At 64.4% G+C, this 15,593-nt stretch carries 19 protein-coding genes; 10 read left to right on the top strand and 9 right to left on the bottom strand.

The window, feature by feature from the left end; genetic code table 11:
- Positions 1–8 precede the first annotated feature (8 nt).
- The 3 genes from ACLEJW_RS21380 to ACLEJW_RS21370 are packed head-to-tail and all read left to right on the top strand — an operon-like array spanning position 9 to position 1,868.
- On the top strand, positions 9–998 hold the full coding sequence (locus tag ACLEJW_RS21380) for a 2-hydroxyacid dehydrogenase (protein ID WP_440778222.1): 990 nt from the start codon (positions 9–11) through the stop codon (positions 996–998).
- Positions 999–1,029: 31 nt separating this feature from the next.
- Positions 1,030–1,467, top strand: coding sequence for a hypothetical protein (locus tag ACLEJW_RS21375; RefSeq protein ID WP_145193282.1), 438 nt, complete (start codon positions 1,030–1,032; stop codon positions 1,465–1,467).
- On the top strand, positions 1,464–1,868 hold the full coding sequence (locus ACLEJW_RS21370) for an META domain-containing protein (RefSeq protein ID WP_145193280.1): 405 nt from the start codon (positions 1,464–1,466) through the stop codon (positions 1,866–1,868). The genes ACLEJW_RS21375 and ACLEJW_RS21370 overlap by 4 nt, the downstream gene beginning before the upstream one ends.
- A 29-nt stretch (positions 1,869–1,897) precedes the next feature.
- Here the strand turns inward: ACLEJW_RS21370 and ACLEJW_RS21365 are convergent, their stop codons facing one another.
- Complete coding sequence (locus ACLEJW_RS21365) at positions 1,898–2,356, bottom strand: TlpA disulfide reductase family protein (protein WP_440778221.1); 459 nt, start codon at positions 2,354–2,356, stop codon at positions 1,898–1,900.
- Positions 2,357–2,441: 85 nt separating this feature from the next.
- On the opposite strand from ACLEJW_RS21365, the gene arsC reads away from it, so the two are divergent.
- The 3 genes from arsC to ACLEJW_RS21350 are packed head-to-tail and all read left to right on the top strand — an operon-like array spanning position 2,442 to position 3,818.
- Positions 2,442–2,795, top strand: coding sequence for an arsenate reductase (glutaredoxin) (gene arsC / locus ACLEJW_RS21360; protein WP_313299015.1), 354 nt, complete (start codon positions 2,442–2,444; stop codon positions 2,793–2,795).
- Positions 2,792–3,397, top strand: a complete 606-nt coding sequence (wrbA, locus tag ACLEJW_RS21355) for an NAD(P)H:quinone oxidoreductase (protein WP_313299017.1) — start codon at positions 2,792–2,794, stop codon at positions 3,395–3,397. The genes arsC and wrbA overlap by 4 nt, the downstream gene beginning before the upstream one ends.
- Entirely contained in the window at positions 3,390–3,818 is a 429-nt protein-coding gene (locus tag ACLEJW_RS21350; RefSeq protein WP_440778220.1) for a DUF2069 domain-containing protein, read from the top strand. Before wrbA ends, ACLEJW_RS21350 begins: the two co-directional genes overlap by 8 nt.
- Here the strand turns inward: ACLEJW_RS21350 and ACLEJW_RS21345 are convergent.
- Positions 3,808–4,479 carry a DNA-3-methyladenine glycosylase I gene (locus tag ACLEJW_RS21345; RefSeq protein WP_145193270.1) on the bottom strand — a complete coding sequence of 224 codons (672 nt, stop codon included), beginning with the start codon at positions 4,477–4,479 and terminating at the stop codon, positions 3,808–3,810. The genes ACLEJW_RS21350 and ACLEJW_RS21345 overlap by 11 nt on opposite strands.
- A 4-nt stretch (positions 4,480–4,483) precedes the next feature.
- On the bottom strand, positions 4,484–5,308 hold the full coding sequence (gene ttcA / locus ACLEJW_RS21340; protein WP_145193268.1) for a tRNA 2-thiocytidine(32) synthetase TtcA: 825 nt from the start codon (positions 5,306–5,308) through the stop codon (positions 4,484–4,486).
- Between the two features lie 258 nt (positions 5,309–5,566).
- Between ttcA and ACLEJW_RS21335 the strand changes: the two genes are divergently transcribed.
- Positions 5,567–6,166 (top strand): Yip1 family protein, encoded by a 600-nt coding sequence (locus tag ACLEJW_RS21335; protein ID WP_440778219.1) that lies wholly within the window; start codon positions 5,567–5,569, stop codon positions 6,164–6,166.
- Positions 6,167–6,322: 156 nt separating this feature from the next.
- Positions 6,323–6,817 (top strand): SprT family zinc-dependent metalloprotease, encoded by a 495-nt coding sequence (locus tag ACLEJW_RS21330; protein ID WP_145193264.1) that lies wholly within the window; start codon positions 6,323–6,325, stop codon positions 6,815–6,817.
- 65 nt (positions 6,818–6,882) lie between these two features.
- Here ACLEJW_RS21330 and ACLEJW_RS21325 read toward each other — a convergent pair whose 3' ends face one another.
- The 4 genes from ACLEJW_RS21325 to ACLEJW_RS21310 all read right to left on the bottom strand — a co-directional run bounded on the left by ACLEJW_RS21325 (position 6,883) and on the right by ACLEJW_RS21310 (position 11,223).
- Positions 6,883–8,205 carry a dicarboxylate/amino acid:cation symporter gene (locus tag ACLEJW_RS21325; RefSeq protein ID WP_145193262.1) on the bottom strand — a complete coding sequence of 441 codons (1,323 nt, stop codon included), beginning with the start codon at positions 8,203–8,205 and terminating at the stop codon, positions 6,883–6,885.
- Between the two features lie 295 nt (positions 8,206–8,500).
- Positions 8,501–9,847, bottom strand: coding sequence for an ATP-binding protein (locus ACLEJW_RS21320; protein WP_145193260.1), 1,347 nt, complete (start codon positions 9,845–9,847; stop codon positions 8,501–8,503).
- Positions 9,844–10,521 (bottom strand): response regulator, encoded by a 678-nt coding sequence (locus ACLEJW_RS21315; RefSeq protein WP_145193258.1) that lies wholly within the window; start codon positions 10,519–10,521, stop codon positions 9,844–9,846. The genes ACLEJW_RS21320 and ACLEJW_RS21315 overlap by 4 nt, the downstream gene beginning before the upstream one ends.
- A gap of 96 nt (positions 10,522–10,617) precedes the next feature.
- A complete protein-coding gene (locus ACLEJW_RS21310) occupies positions 10,618–11,223 on the bottom strand; it encodes an outer membrane protein (RefSeq protein WP_313299034.1) in 606 nt (201 codons plus the stop codon).
- A gap of 129 nt (positions 11,224–11,352) precedes the next feature.
- On the opposite strand from ACLEJW_RS21310, the gene ACLEJW_RS21305 reads away from it, so the two are divergent.
- Complete coding sequence (locus ACLEJW_RS21305) at positions 11,353–12,144, top strand: dienelactone hydrolase family protein (RefSeq protein WP_440778218.1); 792 nt, start codon at positions 11,353–11,355, stop codon at positions 12,142–12,144.
- A 65-nt stretch (positions 12,145–12,209) separates the two neighbouring features.
- Positions 12,210–12,911: a 4'-phosphopantetheinyl transferase family protein gene (locus ACLEJW_RS21300; protein WP_440778217.1), complete on the top strand. Its 702-nt coding sequence runs from the start codon at positions 12,210–12,212 to the stop codon at positions 12,909–12,911.
- A gap of 3 nt (positions 12,912–12,914) precedes the next feature.
- Here ACLEJW_RS21300 and ACLEJW_RS21295 read toward each other — a convergent pair whose 3' ends face one another.
- The gene (locus ACLEJW_RS21295) at positions 12,915–14,516 is read right to left on the bottom strand and encodes an ATP-binding protein (RefSeq protein WP_440778216.1); all 1,602 of its coding nucleotides are present in this window, start codon (positions 14,514–14,516) and stop codon (positions 12,915–12,917) included.
- The gene (locus ACLEJW_RS21290; protein ID WP_145193250.1) at positions 14,513–15,211 is read right to left on the bottom strand and encodes a response regulator transcription factor; all 699 of its coding nucleotides are present in this window, start codon (positions 15,209–15,211) and stop codon (positions 14,513–14,515) included. Before ACLEJW_RS21290 ends, ACLEJW_RS21295 begins: the two co-directional genes overlap by 4 nt.
- Positions 15,212–15,593 lie beyond the last annotated feature (382 nt).

Raw genomic sequence — 15,593 nt, 5'->3', positions numbered from 1 at the left:
TTGAAGCCATGCGCGTTCTATTGTTCAGCAGCCAGCACTACGACCAGGAGAGTTTCACTCAGGCCGCCGGCGACTGCGCGCTGGCGCTGCACTTTCAGCCCGCGCGCCTGACCCTCGATACCGCGGCCCTCGCCGAGGGCTTCGAGGTGGTCTGCCCGTTCATCAACGATGACCTCAATGCCCAGGTGCTCGAGCGCCTGGCCGCTGGCGGCACGCGCCTGATCGCGCTGCGTTCGGCCGGTTACAACCACGTCGACCTGGCCGCCGCGCAGGGCCTGGGCTTGGCAGTGGTGCGCGTCCCGGCGTACTCGCCACACGCAGTGGCCGAGCATGCCGTGGCTTTGGTGTTGGCCCTGAACCGTCGTCTGCACCGGGCGTACAACCGCACCCGCGACGGCGATTTCACCCTGCATGGGCTGACTGGCTTCGACCTGCATGGCAAGACCGTCGGCGTCATCGGCACCGGTCAGATCGGTTTGGCCTTCGCGCGCATCATGGCCGGATTCGGCTGCCAACTGCTGGCCTATGACCCCTACCCCAACCCCGAGATGCTGGCGCTGGGCGCTCGCTACGTGCAATTGCCTGACCTGCTGGGCCAGGCGCGGATCATCAGCTTGCATTGCCCGCTCACCGCACATACCCGGCACCTGATCAACGCGCAAAGCCTGGGCCAGTTGCAGCCAGGCGCCATGCTGATCAATACCGGTCGCGGTGCCCTGGTCGACACCCCAGCCTTGGTCGACGCCCTGAAAAGCGGTCAACTCGGCTACCTTGGCCTGGATGTGTATGAGGAGGAAGCGCAGCTGTTCTTCGAGGACCGCTCCGACTTGCCGCTGCAGGACGATGTGCTCGCGCGCCTGCTGACCTTTCCCAACGTCATCGTCACGGCGCACCAAGCCTTTCTGACCCGCGAGGCGCTGGCCGCGATCGCTGTCACCACCTTGGACAACATCGTCCGCTGGGCGGCCGGTAATCCGCACAATCTGGTCGACGGTTGATGCTAGGATACGCGGCATTTCTGGAGGATCCATGGTCGAGCACGATTTCCGCTACACCCTTTTCAACCCGCAACACACCCTGATTGAATGCCGCGCCTTGGTGCCGGGCCGTTACCAGGTCACTGGCAACGGTGGCTCGATGCACAAGGGCGACGTCCTGATCGTGACCCTCAAGGGCAGCAAGGACCTGGCCATGCGCCTGACCGTGGAGAGCGTACGGCATCTGATCAACCCACGCGGCCAGTGGGTGGCCGTGGCCAGCGGGCCGGTGTTCAACGAGCTGGAGATCCTCAGCTGGAAAGTCGAATGCGACGCCTGCGAGGCGGTGCTGGACTTCGAATTTGCCGTCGATGCCAAGCTGGGCAAGGCCGCCCGCCAGCCGGCTGCCAGCGCACGCATCGCCGAGCTGGGCTGGGCCAGCCGCGCTGACAAGCACCTGTGCCCGCGTTGCCAGGAGCGTGCCGAGTGAAGCATCTGCTGAGCGCTGCGCTGATCGCCGCTGGCCTGCTTGGCTGCGCCGCCGAGCCATCGAAGCTCGAACAGGAGCGCAGCTATGTGCTGGAGTGGATCGGTGAACGGCCGTTGATGGACTACAGCCACCTGACCCTGACCTTGGCCAGCGATGGCCGCGCTTACGGCAACGCCGGCTGCAACCATTGGTTCGCCCCGTATACGCTCGACGGCGAGCAGCTGACGTTTGGCAAAGTCGGCAAAACCCGCAAGCTCTGCGCCCCTGCCCTGATGGAGCAGGAAAAGCGCTTCTTGCAGGCGCTTGAAACGGTCCAACGCTGGGACGTCTCGCCCATCGGCCAGCTCCGCTTCTGGCCCGCCGAAGGCAAACCCTTGCGCTTCTGGCCCGAAGAGGGCTAGTGGCGAAGCCTGCAGCTTGACGCTCCGCGTCAGCGGAGCGCCTTGATCCTGGCCTGGAGGCCTTCGAGGGTTTGCTCGCCGAGCAACTGCTCACGCACCTTGCCCTTGTCGTCGATGAGGTAGGTCACCGGCAACGCCTCGCTGCGCGGCAAGTCGTAGCGCTCGGCCGGGTCCTGGGCCAGGACGGTGAATTCGATGCCCAGGGTCTCGGCAGCCTGCTTCAGGTCCACGCCTTGCAAGCCGTCGAAATTCACCCCGACCACCTTGATGCCCTCGGCGGCCCATTGCTTGGCAGCCTTGTTCAGTTCCGGCACCTCGGTGCGGCACGGGCCGCACCATTCGGCCCAGTAATTGAGCACCAGCCAATGGCCATCGAGCTGCTCGGCCTTTACCGTCTTGCCCTCTTGGTCCACGCCGTAATCGGCACCGCAACCGGCGAGCAACAGGCTCGCGGTGATGGCCAGTACTGCTGCCAGACGCCTTGCCATGGGTCAATCCTTCTTGAAGTTACCAGCAAATAGGTCAGTCGCTGCGGTTAGAATACCCGTCACACCTAGCTGGATGCGACCCGACATGACTGATTTGACGCTCTATCATAACCCGCGCTGCTCAAAATCCCGCGCGGCGCTGGAATTGCTCGAGCAACGCGGCCTGGCACCGGCCATCGTGCGCTACCTGGAAACCCCGCCCGACGCCAAGACCCTCACGGACGTGCTCGGCAAGCTGGGTATCAGCGCACGCCAGCTGCTGCGCAGCGGCGAAGAGCCTTACAAAACCCTCGGCCTGAGCGATCCGGCGCTCGGCGAGACGCAATTGATCGAAGCGATGGTCGAGCATCCCATACTGATCGAGCGGCCGATCCTGGTCGCCGGTGACAAGGCGGTGATCGGTCGTCCACCTGAGAACGTTCTGGAGATTCTGCCGTGAGCACACCTTATATCCTGGTGCTGTACTACAGCCGTCACGGCGCCACCAGCGAGATGGCCCGGCATGTCGCCCGGGGCATCGAGCTGGCCGGCATGGAAGCGCGCCTGCGCACGGTGCCGGCGATCTCCACCGAATGCGAAGCGGTGGCTGCGGACATCCCGGCCAGCGGCGCGCTGTACGCCACCCTCGACGACCTGCGTCACTGCGCAGGGCTGGTGCTGGGCAGCCCGACCCGCTTCGGCAACATGGCGGCGCCGCTCAAGTATTTCCTCGATGGCACCAGCAGCCTGTGGCTGGGCGGCGAGCTGGTCGGCAAGCCGGCTGGCGTATTCACCTCCACCGCCAGCCTGCACGGCGGCCAGGAGACTACCCTGCTGTCGATGATGCTGCCGTTGATGCACCACGGCATGCTGGTGATGGGCCTGCCCTACAGCGAGTCGGCCCTGCTGGAAACCCGTGGCGGCGGCACCCCGTACGGTGCTAGCCACCATGCCGGCGCCGACGGCAAGCGTGAGCTCGACCAGCACGAAATCGCCCTGTGCCGCGCGCTCGGCCAGCGGTTGGCGAGCACCGCCAAGGCCCTGGAGAGCTCGCGTGGCTAAAAAGCCCAAGGCCTTGCCGGCGCTGCACTGGCTGGCGCCGCGCGTGCGCCTGAGCCGAGCCCTGAGCCTGGCCACGCTGTTCGGCCTGATGGCACTGCTGCTGGTCAATAACCTGTGGTTCGCCAATCTGCACGGGGCGCGGATACCGGTGATCCTGGCCATCGAGCTGGTGCCGCTGTTGCTGGTGCTGCCGGGCATGCTGATGGGCAGTGCCCGGGCGCATGCCTGGGCCTGTTTCGTGGTGAACATCTATTTCATCAAGGGCGTGCTGGCTGCGTTCGACCCGGCAAGGGCGCTGTTTGGCTGGATCGAGGTGGCCCTGAGCCTAGGGCTGTTCGTGGCCGGGCTGCTGTATGTGCGCTGGCGTTTTCAGTATGAACGCCGGCTGGCCGGCGAAGGCGGCTGCAACGTCAGTGGTTGACGGTGTGCGCCAGCATCACCGACAACTGACACAGCGGTCGTCCGCTTTGGGCGTGCCACTCATTGAACACCTGCTGCACCACGGCCAGGTCACGCTGGCTGGTCGGCTGCTTGTCGATGACCTTTTGCGCGATCAGCGCGGCGGCCATGTCGTCCGTCGGGACGAAGGTGTCCTTGCCGACCATGCGCAGAAAGCGGGGCGCCGACAGGCCGCCTAGCTGGTTACCCTGCTTGGCCAGGAATTTCCACAGCCCGACGATATCGGTCACCGGCCAGTCGGCGATGAAAGCACCGAAGCTGCCCTCGCGTTGGGCCACGTCGAGGATCATCTGCGCATTGCGCGGCACACTCTTGAGCTTGCCCAGGTGGCGGATGATGCGCGTGTCCTGCATCAGCCGCTCCAGGTGTTCGGCGCCCATCAGCACCACCTTTTCAGGGTCGAAGCCAAAGAACACCTGCTCGAAGGCCGGCCACTTGGCATCCACCAGGCTGTGCTTGAGGCCTGCGCGAAACACCCGCAGGGCCAAGGTCGACAGGTAGCGGTCGTCGGTGATGTCGCGCAGCTGCGCAGGGGTGCGCGGCTGCGGCAGGAAGGCTTCCAAGGCCTGGGCCGAACCGAAACGGTTCAGGCAATACTCATGTAGCCATTGGTAATCGCGCATGGGCTCAGATATTCAAGACGTCGAGAAAGCGTGGCGTGGCGTTCTGGTCGATCTGCAAGCTGGTGAAATCGAACAGGTTGCGGTCGGCCAACTGCGAGGGCGCCACATTCTGCAGGGCGCGGAAAATGCTCTCGGTACGGCCTGGGTGCTTGCGCTCCCATTCCACCAGCATGTCCTTGACCACCTGGCGCTGCAGGTTTTCCTGCGAGCCGCACAGGTTGCACGGGATGATCGGGAAGCCCTTCATGTCCGAGTAGGCCTGGATGTCCTTTTCGCTGCAGTAGGCCAGCGGGCGGATCACCACGTTGCGGCCATCGTCGGCGCGCAGCTTCGGCGGCATGCCCTTGAGCGCGCCGTTGAAGAACATGTTGAGGAAGAAGGTTTCGACGATGTCGTCGCGGTGGTGCCCCAGGGCCATCTTGGTCGCGCCAATCTCATCGGCGAAGGTGTACAAGGTGCCGCGGCGCAGGCGCGAGCACAGCGAGCAGGTGGTCTTGCCCTCGGGCACCAGCTCCTTGACCACCGAGTAGGTGTCCTTCTCGACGATGTGGTAGTCGACCCCCAGCTCCTTGAGGTAGGCCGGCAGCACGTGCTCGGGGAAGCCTGGCTGCTTCTGGTCCATGTTCACTGCCACGATCTGGAACGAGATCGGTGCCACCTTCTGCAGGTGCAACAGAACGTCGAGCATGGTGTAGCTGTCCTTGCCGCCAGACAGGCAGACCATGACCTTGTCGCCATCCTCGATCATGTTGTAGTCGGTGATGGCTTCGCCGGCGAGGCGACGCAGGCGTTTTTGCAGTTTGTTCTGGTTGACCGAGAGGGTGCCCATAGCGCTTGGATCCGCGAGGTGTGACAAAAGCGGGCTATTTTACGCACAAACCGCGCCCGCCTGTAGGGATTCCGATAAAGACTTCGAGGGAATCAACAACCGGCAAGACAGCGCGATTTGCTCTAAAAACCGAGCTGTGAGCGCAACTGTGCTTTCTATACTGCGACATAAGGCCACAGTACCGCAGGTGTCGGTGTCCTGGCCTCGGGCCACGAGCGCCTCAGCAAGGGGTGTTCGGCAACGATAGGAGCGACCGGCATGATTCATCACGTTGTGGGGTTGTTCACCCATCCTGGCCAGGAATGGCGGGAAATCCGTGGCGAGGACGAAAGCCTCAGCCACATGTACCTGACCCATACGCTGATCCTGGCTGCCATCCCGGCGGTTTCCGCGTTCATCGGCACCACCCAGGTCGGCTGGGTGATCGGTGAGCGGCCTGCGGTGATGCTGACCCTGGAAAGCGCGCTGTGGATGAGCGTCATGTCTTATCTGGCGATGCTCGGCGGCGTGGCGGTCATGGGTGCGTTCATCCACTGGATGGCGCGCACCTACGATGCCAACCCCTCCATGGCCCAGTGCATCGCCTTTGCCACCTATACCGCTACGCCATTGTTCATCGCTGGCCTGGTCGCGCTCTACCCGCACCTGTGGCTGGGCATGGTGGTGGGCACCGCGGCGATCTGTTACACCGTTTACTTGCTGTACGTGGGCTTGCCGACCTTCATGAACATTCCGTCGGATGAGGGCTTTCTGTTTTCAAGCTCGGTGCTGGCGGTGGGTCTGGTGGTGTTGGTGGCAATCATGGCGGCAACCGTGATCATCTGGGGTTTGGGCGTGGGGCCCGTGTACACCAACTAGATCCGTTGTGGCCAACATGGGGCATCGGGCTGGGCCGCCGCAAGGCGGCCATGGTCTGCATGGAAGGTGGGGCGTGCAGCCCTGCCCCGCTGACCGGTGGCTCGGCAGCGCGGTGATGCTTGCGGCATAATGGACGGCCAGGAGAACCATTCCGCCATGCCCGAGCTGCTCAAACAACGCGTCGAAACCTGTTACCAGCAAGCTGAAGCCTTCTTCAAACGCCCCTTTCCCCGCCCTGAAGTCAGTTTCAAGCTGCGCGGGCAGAAGGCTGGCGTCGCCCACCTGCATCAGAATCTACTGCGCTTCAACCTGCAGCTGTACCGTGAAAACCAGGACGATTTCCTGCGCCAGACCGTCGCGCACGAGGTGGCGCACCTGGTCGCCCATCAGCTGTTCGGCGAGCGAATCCAGGCCCATGGCCAAGAGTGGCAACTGATCATGCGCGGGGTCTACGAACTGCCGCCCAGTCGTTGCCACAACTATGCCGTGCAGCGGCGCGCGGTGACCCGTTACATCTACCGCTGCCCATGCCCGGAAAGCGATTTTGCCTTCACTGCCCAGCGGCACAAGCTGGTGCGCCAGGGGCGGCGCTACCTGTGCCGGCGGTGCCGGGCGATTTTGCAGTACAGCGGCGAGACGCGGGTGGAGTAACTGGCGCAACGCAGGCGTTAAAAAGGCGACCCGAGGGTCGCCTTTCGCGTTACCGCACAGGGCTATCAACGCACCGGGGTTTCTGCCACGCCCAGGTCATCGGTAGGCACTGCCAGCTCCAGCGGCGCGCCACCGGAGGCCAGCTCGGAGGCCAGTTTGTCGTTGTCCATTTCCTTGACCCACTTGGCCACGACCACGGTGGCCACGGCGTTGCCGACCAGGTTGGTCAGGGCGCGGGCTTCGGACATGAAGCGGTCGATGCCGAGGATCAGCGCCAGACCGGCAACCGGCAGGTGGCCAACCGCCGACAGGGTCGCGGCGAGGACGATGAAGCCGGAGCCGGTGACCCCTGCAGCGCCCTTGGAGGCCACCAGCAGCACCAGCAGCAGGGTGATCTGGTGGGTGATGTCCATGTGCGTGTCGGTGGCCTGGGCGATGAACACTGCCGCCATGGTCAGGTAGATCGAGGTACCGTCGAGGTTGAACGAGTAGCCGGTCGGGATCACCAGACCCACCACCGATTTCTTCGCACCCAGGCGTTCCATCTTGGCCAGCATGCGTGGCAGGGCCGATTCCGAGGACGAGGTGCCCAGCACGATCATCAGCTCTTCACGGATGTAGCGGATCAGCTTGAGCACGCTGAAGCCGTGGGCGCGGCAGATACCGCCGAGCACCACCAGCACGAACAGCAGACAGGTGATGTAGAAGCAAGCCATCAGGTAGCCCAGCTGCACCAGCGAACCCACGCCGTATTGGCCGATGGTGAAGGCCATGGCGCCGAAGGCACCGACCGGGGCAAGCTTCATGATCATGTTGATGATGTTGAACATGACATGCGCGAAGCGATCGATCAGGTCCAGTACGGGCTTGCCGTAGCTGCCCAGGCGGTGCAGGGCAAAGCCGAAGATCACCGAGAACATCAGCACCTGCAGGATATCGCCGTTGGCGAAGGCACCGACCACGGTGTTGGGAATGATGTTGAGCAGGAAGCCAACGGTGGTCTGCTGCGCACCGGCGGCCGCGTAGGCGGCGACACTGCTGGCGTTCAGGGTACTGACGTCGACGTGCATGCCAGCGCCTGGCTGCACCACGTTGACCACGATCAGGCCGATGATCAAGGCCACGGTGGAGACGATTTCAAAATACAGCAGCGCGTAGCCGCCAGTCTTGCCGACCGACTTCATGCTCTGCATGCCGGCGATGCCGCTGACCACGGTACAGAAGATGATGGGCGCGATGACCATCTTGATCAGTTTGACGAAGCCATCGCCCAACGGCTTGAGGGCGACGCCGGTCTCTGGATAGAAGTGGCCGAGCAGAATACCGATGGTGATGGCGACCAACACCTGGACATACAGGGATTTGTACAGCGGCTGACGTGTCGTCATGGCTAAATTTCCTCAAGTGTGCCGGTTCACCCTCTCTAGGGCAGAGCGGCACCTGAATCGCTAACCCTCCTGCACCTGGAGGGATTTGTCGTTGTGTTCGAGCTGCCTGGGCAGGCCTCTGCCAAGACAGATAGCAAAGGCGATGCCAAAGTGCCCATCTTGGGTGCAAAGCCTTTATTTGCCTGGACTCGGTGCGCTATGACGGGGCGATTTGCCTGAGAAACCATGGCGGATTTCCGCCCGGTGGCGGGAAATGTACAACGTCGATGGCGGGAATCCGCCCAACCTGGTCCGGTCAGTCGAGATGAAAGGTGATGCAGAAGGCGGCGCCGCCCAGCGCCGAATCGTCCAGGCTCAGCGCGGCGTCATAACTGTCGACGATGTCCTTGACCACCGCAAGGCCGATGCCCTGACCAGGATGCTGACGATCCAGACGCTCGCCGCGCTCGAGAATGCGCTTGCGTTGATCGGCTGGCACACCCGGGCCGTCGTCCTCGACACACACCGTGAGCAAGCCAGGCGCGTGTTGCAGGCTCACCCGCACCTGGCCCAGGCTCAGGCGATAGGCGTTTTCCAGCAGGTTGCCGAGCAGCTCCAGCAGCGCGCCCTGCTCCATCGGCACATGAGCCTGGGCGGGCACCTCCAGCACGGCCTCGACCTGTTTGTCGCGGTAGACCTTGGCCAAGGTGCTGCACAGGCTCTGCAGCACCGGCAGCAGGGCCACGCTGTGGCGCACCAGGCCGCTCTTGCGCAGGCTGGCGCGCTGCAATTGATAGTCGATCTGCTGGCTCATGCGCTCGATCTGGCTTTGCAGTACCCGCGATTGCTCGCGCTCACCGTCACGTTGCTGCAGGCTCTCGCCGACCCCTTGCAGCACTGCCAGCGGGGTCTTCAGGCTGTGCGCCAGGTCATCCAGCGAATCGCGGTAGCGCCGGCGCTGTTCGCGTTCACTGCGCAGCAAGCGGTTCAACGACCCGGTCAGGCGCAACAGCTCGCGCGGGTGATCGCCGCTCAAGCCATCACGGGCGCCGGCCTCGACCTCGTCCAGCTCATGGCTGAGCCGGCGCAACGAGCGCAAGCCCCAGGTCAAGCCAGCCCACAGCAGCGCCAGCAAAGCGAGCAAGGCAGCGCCAAAGCCCAGCGAGAGTTTTTCGCGCAGGCCGTCGAGGGTCGCGGTGTACTCGCTGACCGGCTGCAGCGCAACGATACTGTAGGCCGCGCTCTTGCCGCCGAGCAGCTTGATCTCGACGTCGTAGACGAAGAACTCTTCGCCATCGTTCTGGCGAATGCGGGCGAACTCGTTGCCACGCCCATCGTAGCGCGGGCGGTAATTGATGTGCCGGTCGGCGGTGGCGCGCGAGCGCCAGACCAGATTGCCGTCACGGTCGAAAATATAACCGAGCAGCCCGGTGTACGGCAGGTTGTAGCGCTCGTCGGGCAGCAGGTCGGGCATCTGCAACTGGCCATGCTCGATGCGCGCGGCCGATATCAAGGTGGTGACGTCTGAAGCAAGGCGCTGTTCGATCGACTCCTGCAGGGCCAGGCTGAAGGTCTTCTGCAATGCCGGCAGCAACGCCAGCATGAACAACAGCGCCAGCACTGCGGCCGCGAGCATCAGGCGCACGCGCAGCGAGCGGATCATCGGCAGCGCTCGGTGAACAGGTAACCCAGGCCGCGTACCGTGTCGATCGGCTTGAAGCCACTGGCGCCCTCGAGCTTGCGGCGCAAACGGCCGACCAGCACTTCGATGACATTGGGATCGCGCTCTTCATCGCCTGGGTAGAGCTGTTCCATCAGCCGATCCTTGGCCACCACCTGCTGGTGGTGGCGCATGAGGTATTCGAGGATGCGGTATTCATAGGCGGTCAGCGCCAACGGCTGCTCATCGAGCGTCGCCTGCTTGCGGTTGAGGTCCAACAGCAGCGGGCCGGCGGCGATGGTCGACTGGGTGAAGCCGCTGGAGCGGCGCAGCAGCGCGTTCAAGCGCGCTTCGAGCTCTTCGTATTGAAATGGCTTGACCAGATAGTCGTCGCCGCCGGCGGCCAGGCCCTCGACCTTGTCCTGCCAATTGCCGCGCGCGGTCAGGATCAGGATCGGAAAGGTCTGGCCCTGGCTGCGCAAGCGGCCGATCAGCTCGAGGCCGCTGATGCCAGGCAAGCCCAGGTCGATGATGGCCAGGTCGAAATGGAAGTGCTCGGCCTGGTACAGCGCCTCTTCGGCATCGGCCACCGCCTCGACCACGTGGCCACTTTCGCCCAGACGCGTATGGAGGTGGTGCCGCAGCAAGGCTTCATCCTCGACCACCAGCAATTTCATGTAGTGCTCCTTGATTTTCAGCTATGCCCGCGCCGGGCACTTCGCGCAGCGCTCGTCAGCGCACAGTGCCCGGTACAGGATAACCCGCCTTGCCGATCAGAACTTGTAGTTTGCCGCCAGGTAGGTCTGGGCGCTGCTGCTCAGGCGCAGGGTCCCGGCCTTGGCACCGCCGCTGGGGCCTACTTCGGTCGCGGCGTTGGTGCGCAGGTAGCGATAGCCCAGCTCGACCGACGCCTTGTCGGTGATGTCCTGAATCACGCCAGCCTGCAGGCCGTAGGCGTAGCCGTAGTCGGTATCGCGGCTGGCGCCTGGGGAATCCTGGGTCAGCTTGGTCATGCCCAGGGTGCCGCCGCCGAACAGCTTGGTGGTATCGCCCACGGGCAGGAACAGGTCATAGCTGCCAAGCAGGTTTTCCTGGCGCAGCTTCAGGCCGCTGTGATCGCCCGAGACGTTGTCGTAGGTCATGTAGTAGCGACCCTGGTCATTGATCTTACCCAGGCGCACGCCCCAGGTATCGTCCTTGCCGATGATGCCGTCGCTGTTCAGGTGGTCGGTGTTGCGCTGCAGCAGACCGGATTTGCGCACCTTGTCGCTGGTCTGGCCATAGGTCAAGCTGGCGAAGTTGTCATCGGCAGCCTGGGCGGTGGTCATGCCAGCGGCGCAGACGGCCATGGCGGCGAGCAGGGTATTGAAAGTTTTCATGGCGTATTTCTCCAGATGAAGGCGCTGTCGCGCTGTGGAAGCTAGAGTAAGCACGATGCCCTGAACCGCGGCTGAACCCTGCCTGAACCACGGCTGAACGATTGGTTGGCAAACCCAAGGAGTAGTGACATGCGCGCCCTGCTGGCTGTGACCCTGATGTGCAGCGCCGCCCTCGCCCAAGCGGCAGTGCAAACCCGCGAAATTCGTTATCAAGACGCCACCGGCACCGCCCTGATCGGCTACTACGCCTACGACGATGCCGTGCAAGGCAAACGCCCTGGGGTGGTGGTGGTCCATGAATGGTGGGGCCTGAATGACTACGCCAAGCGCCGCGCCCGCGACCTGGCGGCGCTGGGCTACAACGCCCTGGCCATCGACATGTACGGCGACGGCAAGCACACCGAGCACCCGCAGGACGCCCAGGCGTTCATGGCGGCGGCGATGAAGGACCCGAAGGCTGCGGCCAAGCGCTTCGACGCCGGGCTCGAGCTGCTCAAGCTGCAACCCAATACCAACAAGCACCAGCTGGCTGCGGTGGGCTACTGCTTTGGCGGCAAGGTGGTGCTCGATGCCGCCCGGCGCGGTGAAAAACTCGATGGCGTGGTGAGTTTCCATGGCGCGCTGGCCACCCAGACGCCGGCCAAGCCTGGCGTGATCCGCGCCAAGATACTGGTCGAGCATGGCGAAGCCGACAGCATGGTGCCGCCTGAGCAAGTAGCGGCCTTCAAGCAGGAAATGCGCAACGCCGGCGCCGACCTGAAATTCGTCTCCATCCCCGGCGCCAAGCATGGCTTCACCAATCCCGATGCCGATCGCCTGAGCCATGGCGAGCATGGCGGGCCAGACATCGGCTATGACAAGGCCGCAGATCAAAGCGCCTGGCAGGACATGCAGGCCTTCTTCAAGACTGCATTCGACTGAGCCGCGCTCGGACTGCCCACGCGCGCCATCTCCCGCAGCACGGCCGCGGCTGGCACAATAGCGCCATGAACAGACTTCCCGCTTGCTGCACGCCACTGCGTTACCACTGGCCCCTGCCCCGCCCGGTTCCCGGTGCGGTGCTGGCCAGTTGCGCATTCGACCCGGCCAATCTGGCTGCCGACGATTTCCAGCGCGCCGGCATTGTGCCGAGCGCCAGCCTGCAGCGCTCGGTGGCCAAGCGCCAGGCCGAATACCTGGCCGGCCGCGTCTGCGCGCGCGCCGCGCTGCAACGCCTGGATGGCCGCGATTACGTGCCAGGTAGCGGCGCAGACCGCGCGCCGATCTGGCCGGCCGGCATTCGCGGCTCGATCACCCATGGCAAAGGCTGGGCTGGCGCCGTGGTCGCCGCCGATGGCGCCTGCAAGGGCCTGGGGCTGGACCAGGAAGCCCTGCTCGACGACGAACGCGCCGAGCGACTGATGGGCGAGATCCTCACCCCTGCCGAGCGTGAGCGCCTGGACCGCAGCGAGCTGGGCTTGAGCGTGACCTTGACCTTCTCGCTCAAGGAAAGTCTGTTCAAGGCGCTGTATCCATTGACCTTGCAGCGTTTCTATTTCGAGCACGCCGAAGTGCTGCAGTGGTCGGCCGATGGCCTGGCGCGCCTGCGCCTGCTGACCGACCTGTCGGCGCAGTGGCGCCATGGCGCCGAGTTGCAGGGCCAGTTTTGCCTCGAGGATGGCCAGCTGTTGAGCCTGGTCTGCGCATAGGCGCTACTGGGCTGCTTGCTCACGCGGCCACGCCAGGCTGAAACAGGCGCCGCCGAGCGCCTCGCTGCGCCCCACCGTGGCGCGCCCGGCATGCCAATAGATGATCCGCCGCACGATCGACAAACCCAGGCCGTGCCCACCCGAGGCGCGGGTGCGGCTGTCGTCCAGGCGGGTGAACGGCGTGAAGATGCGATCCCAGACCCCCTCGGGAATGCCCGGCCCGTCGTCTTCGACATCGATGCGGCAGCGCTGCGGGTCGAGCTGATAGCTCACCCGCACCTCACTGCCGGCATGGCGCAGGGCATTGCCGACCAGATTCTGCAGGGCTCGGTGCAGGTAGCGCGGCTCGGCCTCGACCCAGCAACCGTCGCTGGCCACACACACACCGCGCAGCAAGCGCACCTTGCTGTTGAGCGGCGCCAACTCGTCGATCACCCGCGCCAGCAAGGCGTCGAGCTCGATGCGCTGGAACTTCAGCGCTGGCGCGCCCTGCTCCAGGCGGGCGTAGGTGAGCATCTCGTCGACCAGTTTGTCCAGGTCCTGGATATCGTCATCCATGCCGGCCAGGTGCTTGGCACGGGCCTGCTCGGTGCTGGCGCTTTCGATCATCTCCAGACCGAAGCGCAACCGTGCCACCGGGGTGCGCAGCTCATGGGACACGGCGCGCACCAGTTCGCGCTGCATGTTCAACGAGCGCTGCAGATGCTCGGCCATGCGGTTGAAGGCCGCCGCCAGGCGGCCCACCGAGTCGGCGTCGCCTGCCGGCACGCGGGTGTCGAGGCTGCCCTGGGCGATGCGCGTGGCCGCGATCTCCATGCCCGACACGCGGCGCTCGAGCTGACGCACCAGCAGATACACCACCAGGCCGATCAGGCACAGACCGAGCAAGGCGATCAGCACCAACAATTGCGACGGATAGGGATTGAGTTGATACAGCGGGCCGATTTCCAGCACCAGCGGCGAGCCGGGCAGCCCGGCGAAAACCCGGATCGAATCACCGTCGCGGCCCAGCGCCATGACCGTGTCACCCTCCTCCACCCGGCGTCGCTGGTCGTCGTCCAAGCCGACGCGTTCGATGCGCTGCAGGGCGATACCAAAGCCGAAGCCTTTGCTTTGCCGCAACTCGGCCAGCCGCTGGGGCTGTTCGGTGACCGGGTAGCGCACCAGCTCATCGACCAGCAGATACAGGGTAGCGCGCGCCAACTGTTCACTGACCTGCTGGACCTGGGCCACCAGCAGCAGGTCTTGCTGACCGACCTTGCGCAGCACCTGGGCTGCATGCGGACCGGTTTTCTCCACCACCACCAGGCCCCGGTACAGACGGGCGCGCTGACCGCCGTCGAGGGTCCGCGCCGACATTGCCTGCAGGTCCAGAGGCACGCCGAGCAGGCGTTCCCACATCAGCAGCGAGCGCTTGCGTTCGGTTTCGTTCTGCTGCGCCAGGTTGTCGGCCATCAGGCTGAAAGTGCCTTGCGCCAGGCGCTCGCGGTGCTGGGCGGCGCGCACTTCGTTGACCAGGTGCAGGCTCAGGGCACCGAGCAGGGCCACCAGCACCAGCACGGCGAGCATCCCGCCATAGATGCGCAGGAAGATCGAGTGCTTCATGGCGCTTCGCCGACGAACAGGTAGCCTTTGCTGCGCAGGGTCTTGATCAGCCGCGGATGAACCGGGTCATCGCCGATCTTCGGACGGATGCGTGAAATGCGTACGTCGATGGAGCGGTCCTGGCCGTCATAGCCGACCCCGCGCAGGGCGGTGAAGATCTGTTCGCGCGACAGTACCCGGCCGGCGTTGCTGGCGAGCAACCAGAGCAGGTCGAACTCGGCGCCGGTCAGTTCGATCGGCTGCGCCCCGAGCCAGGCCTCGCGCTGGCGGTTATCGATGCGCAGGGCGCCGAAGGCCAGGTCGTGGCGCTTGTGCTCCGGGCTTTCACTGCGCCGCAGCAGCGCTTGAATGCGCGCCAGCAGCAAGCGTGGGCGCACGGGCTTGCAGACATAGTCGTCAGCGCCCTGGTCCAGGCCCTGAACCTGGTCGAGTTCGTCGCTGCGCGCGGTGAGCATGAGGATCGGGCCAGGGTACTGGCCGCGCACGCGGCGGCAGATGCTCAGGCCATCTTCGCCGGGCAGCATCAGGTCGAGGATCACCAGGTCCGGCTGGCTGTCGACGATGCGCCGCGCGGCGCGCGCGCCGTCGCCTTCGACGCTGACCTCGAAGCCCTGGCCTTGCAGGTATTCGGCGGTGAGCTCGGCCAGGCGCTGGTCGTCCTCGACGATAAGGATGCGGTTGCTGATCGGGTCCATGGCGCCTGCCTTGAGCTTGTTATTGTCGGTATGCCCAGGCCGATACTACGTCTGCCACCCCACCCTGCCAAGCCGCTTGAGGGCCCCTGGACTTCTGGGTTTTTTATGGTAGGGTGCGCCCCCTGAAATTTCTGCCGGGCGGCAACCAGTCTGTGAAAAATAGCGCAAACCTCTAGGCATAAGGCCTACAGCCGACAGCCACGTTTCACACACAAAGTACGCACACGTTATCCACAGGCGCTCGCCTTGCAAAGCCACCAAGACCGCATTATCTTGTATCCCCATCGCAGCGAACCACTACATGTTGGGTTTGTCTCACAATCACCAACACCACCCTGCGGAGAAATTCAAGCGATTTTTCTGGCAGAACTAAACGTGGTTT

Origin of the sequence: Pseudomonas sp. SMSB3 (assembly GCF_052041965.1) — a bacterium.
Classification (GTDB): domain Bacteria; phylum Pseudomonadota; class Gammaproteobacteria; order Pseudomonadales; family Pseudomonadaceae; genus Aquipseudomonas.
The sequence above is the reverse complement of the archived record's forward strand: the minus strand, read 5'-3'. Positions and strand labels throughout refer to the sequence as shown.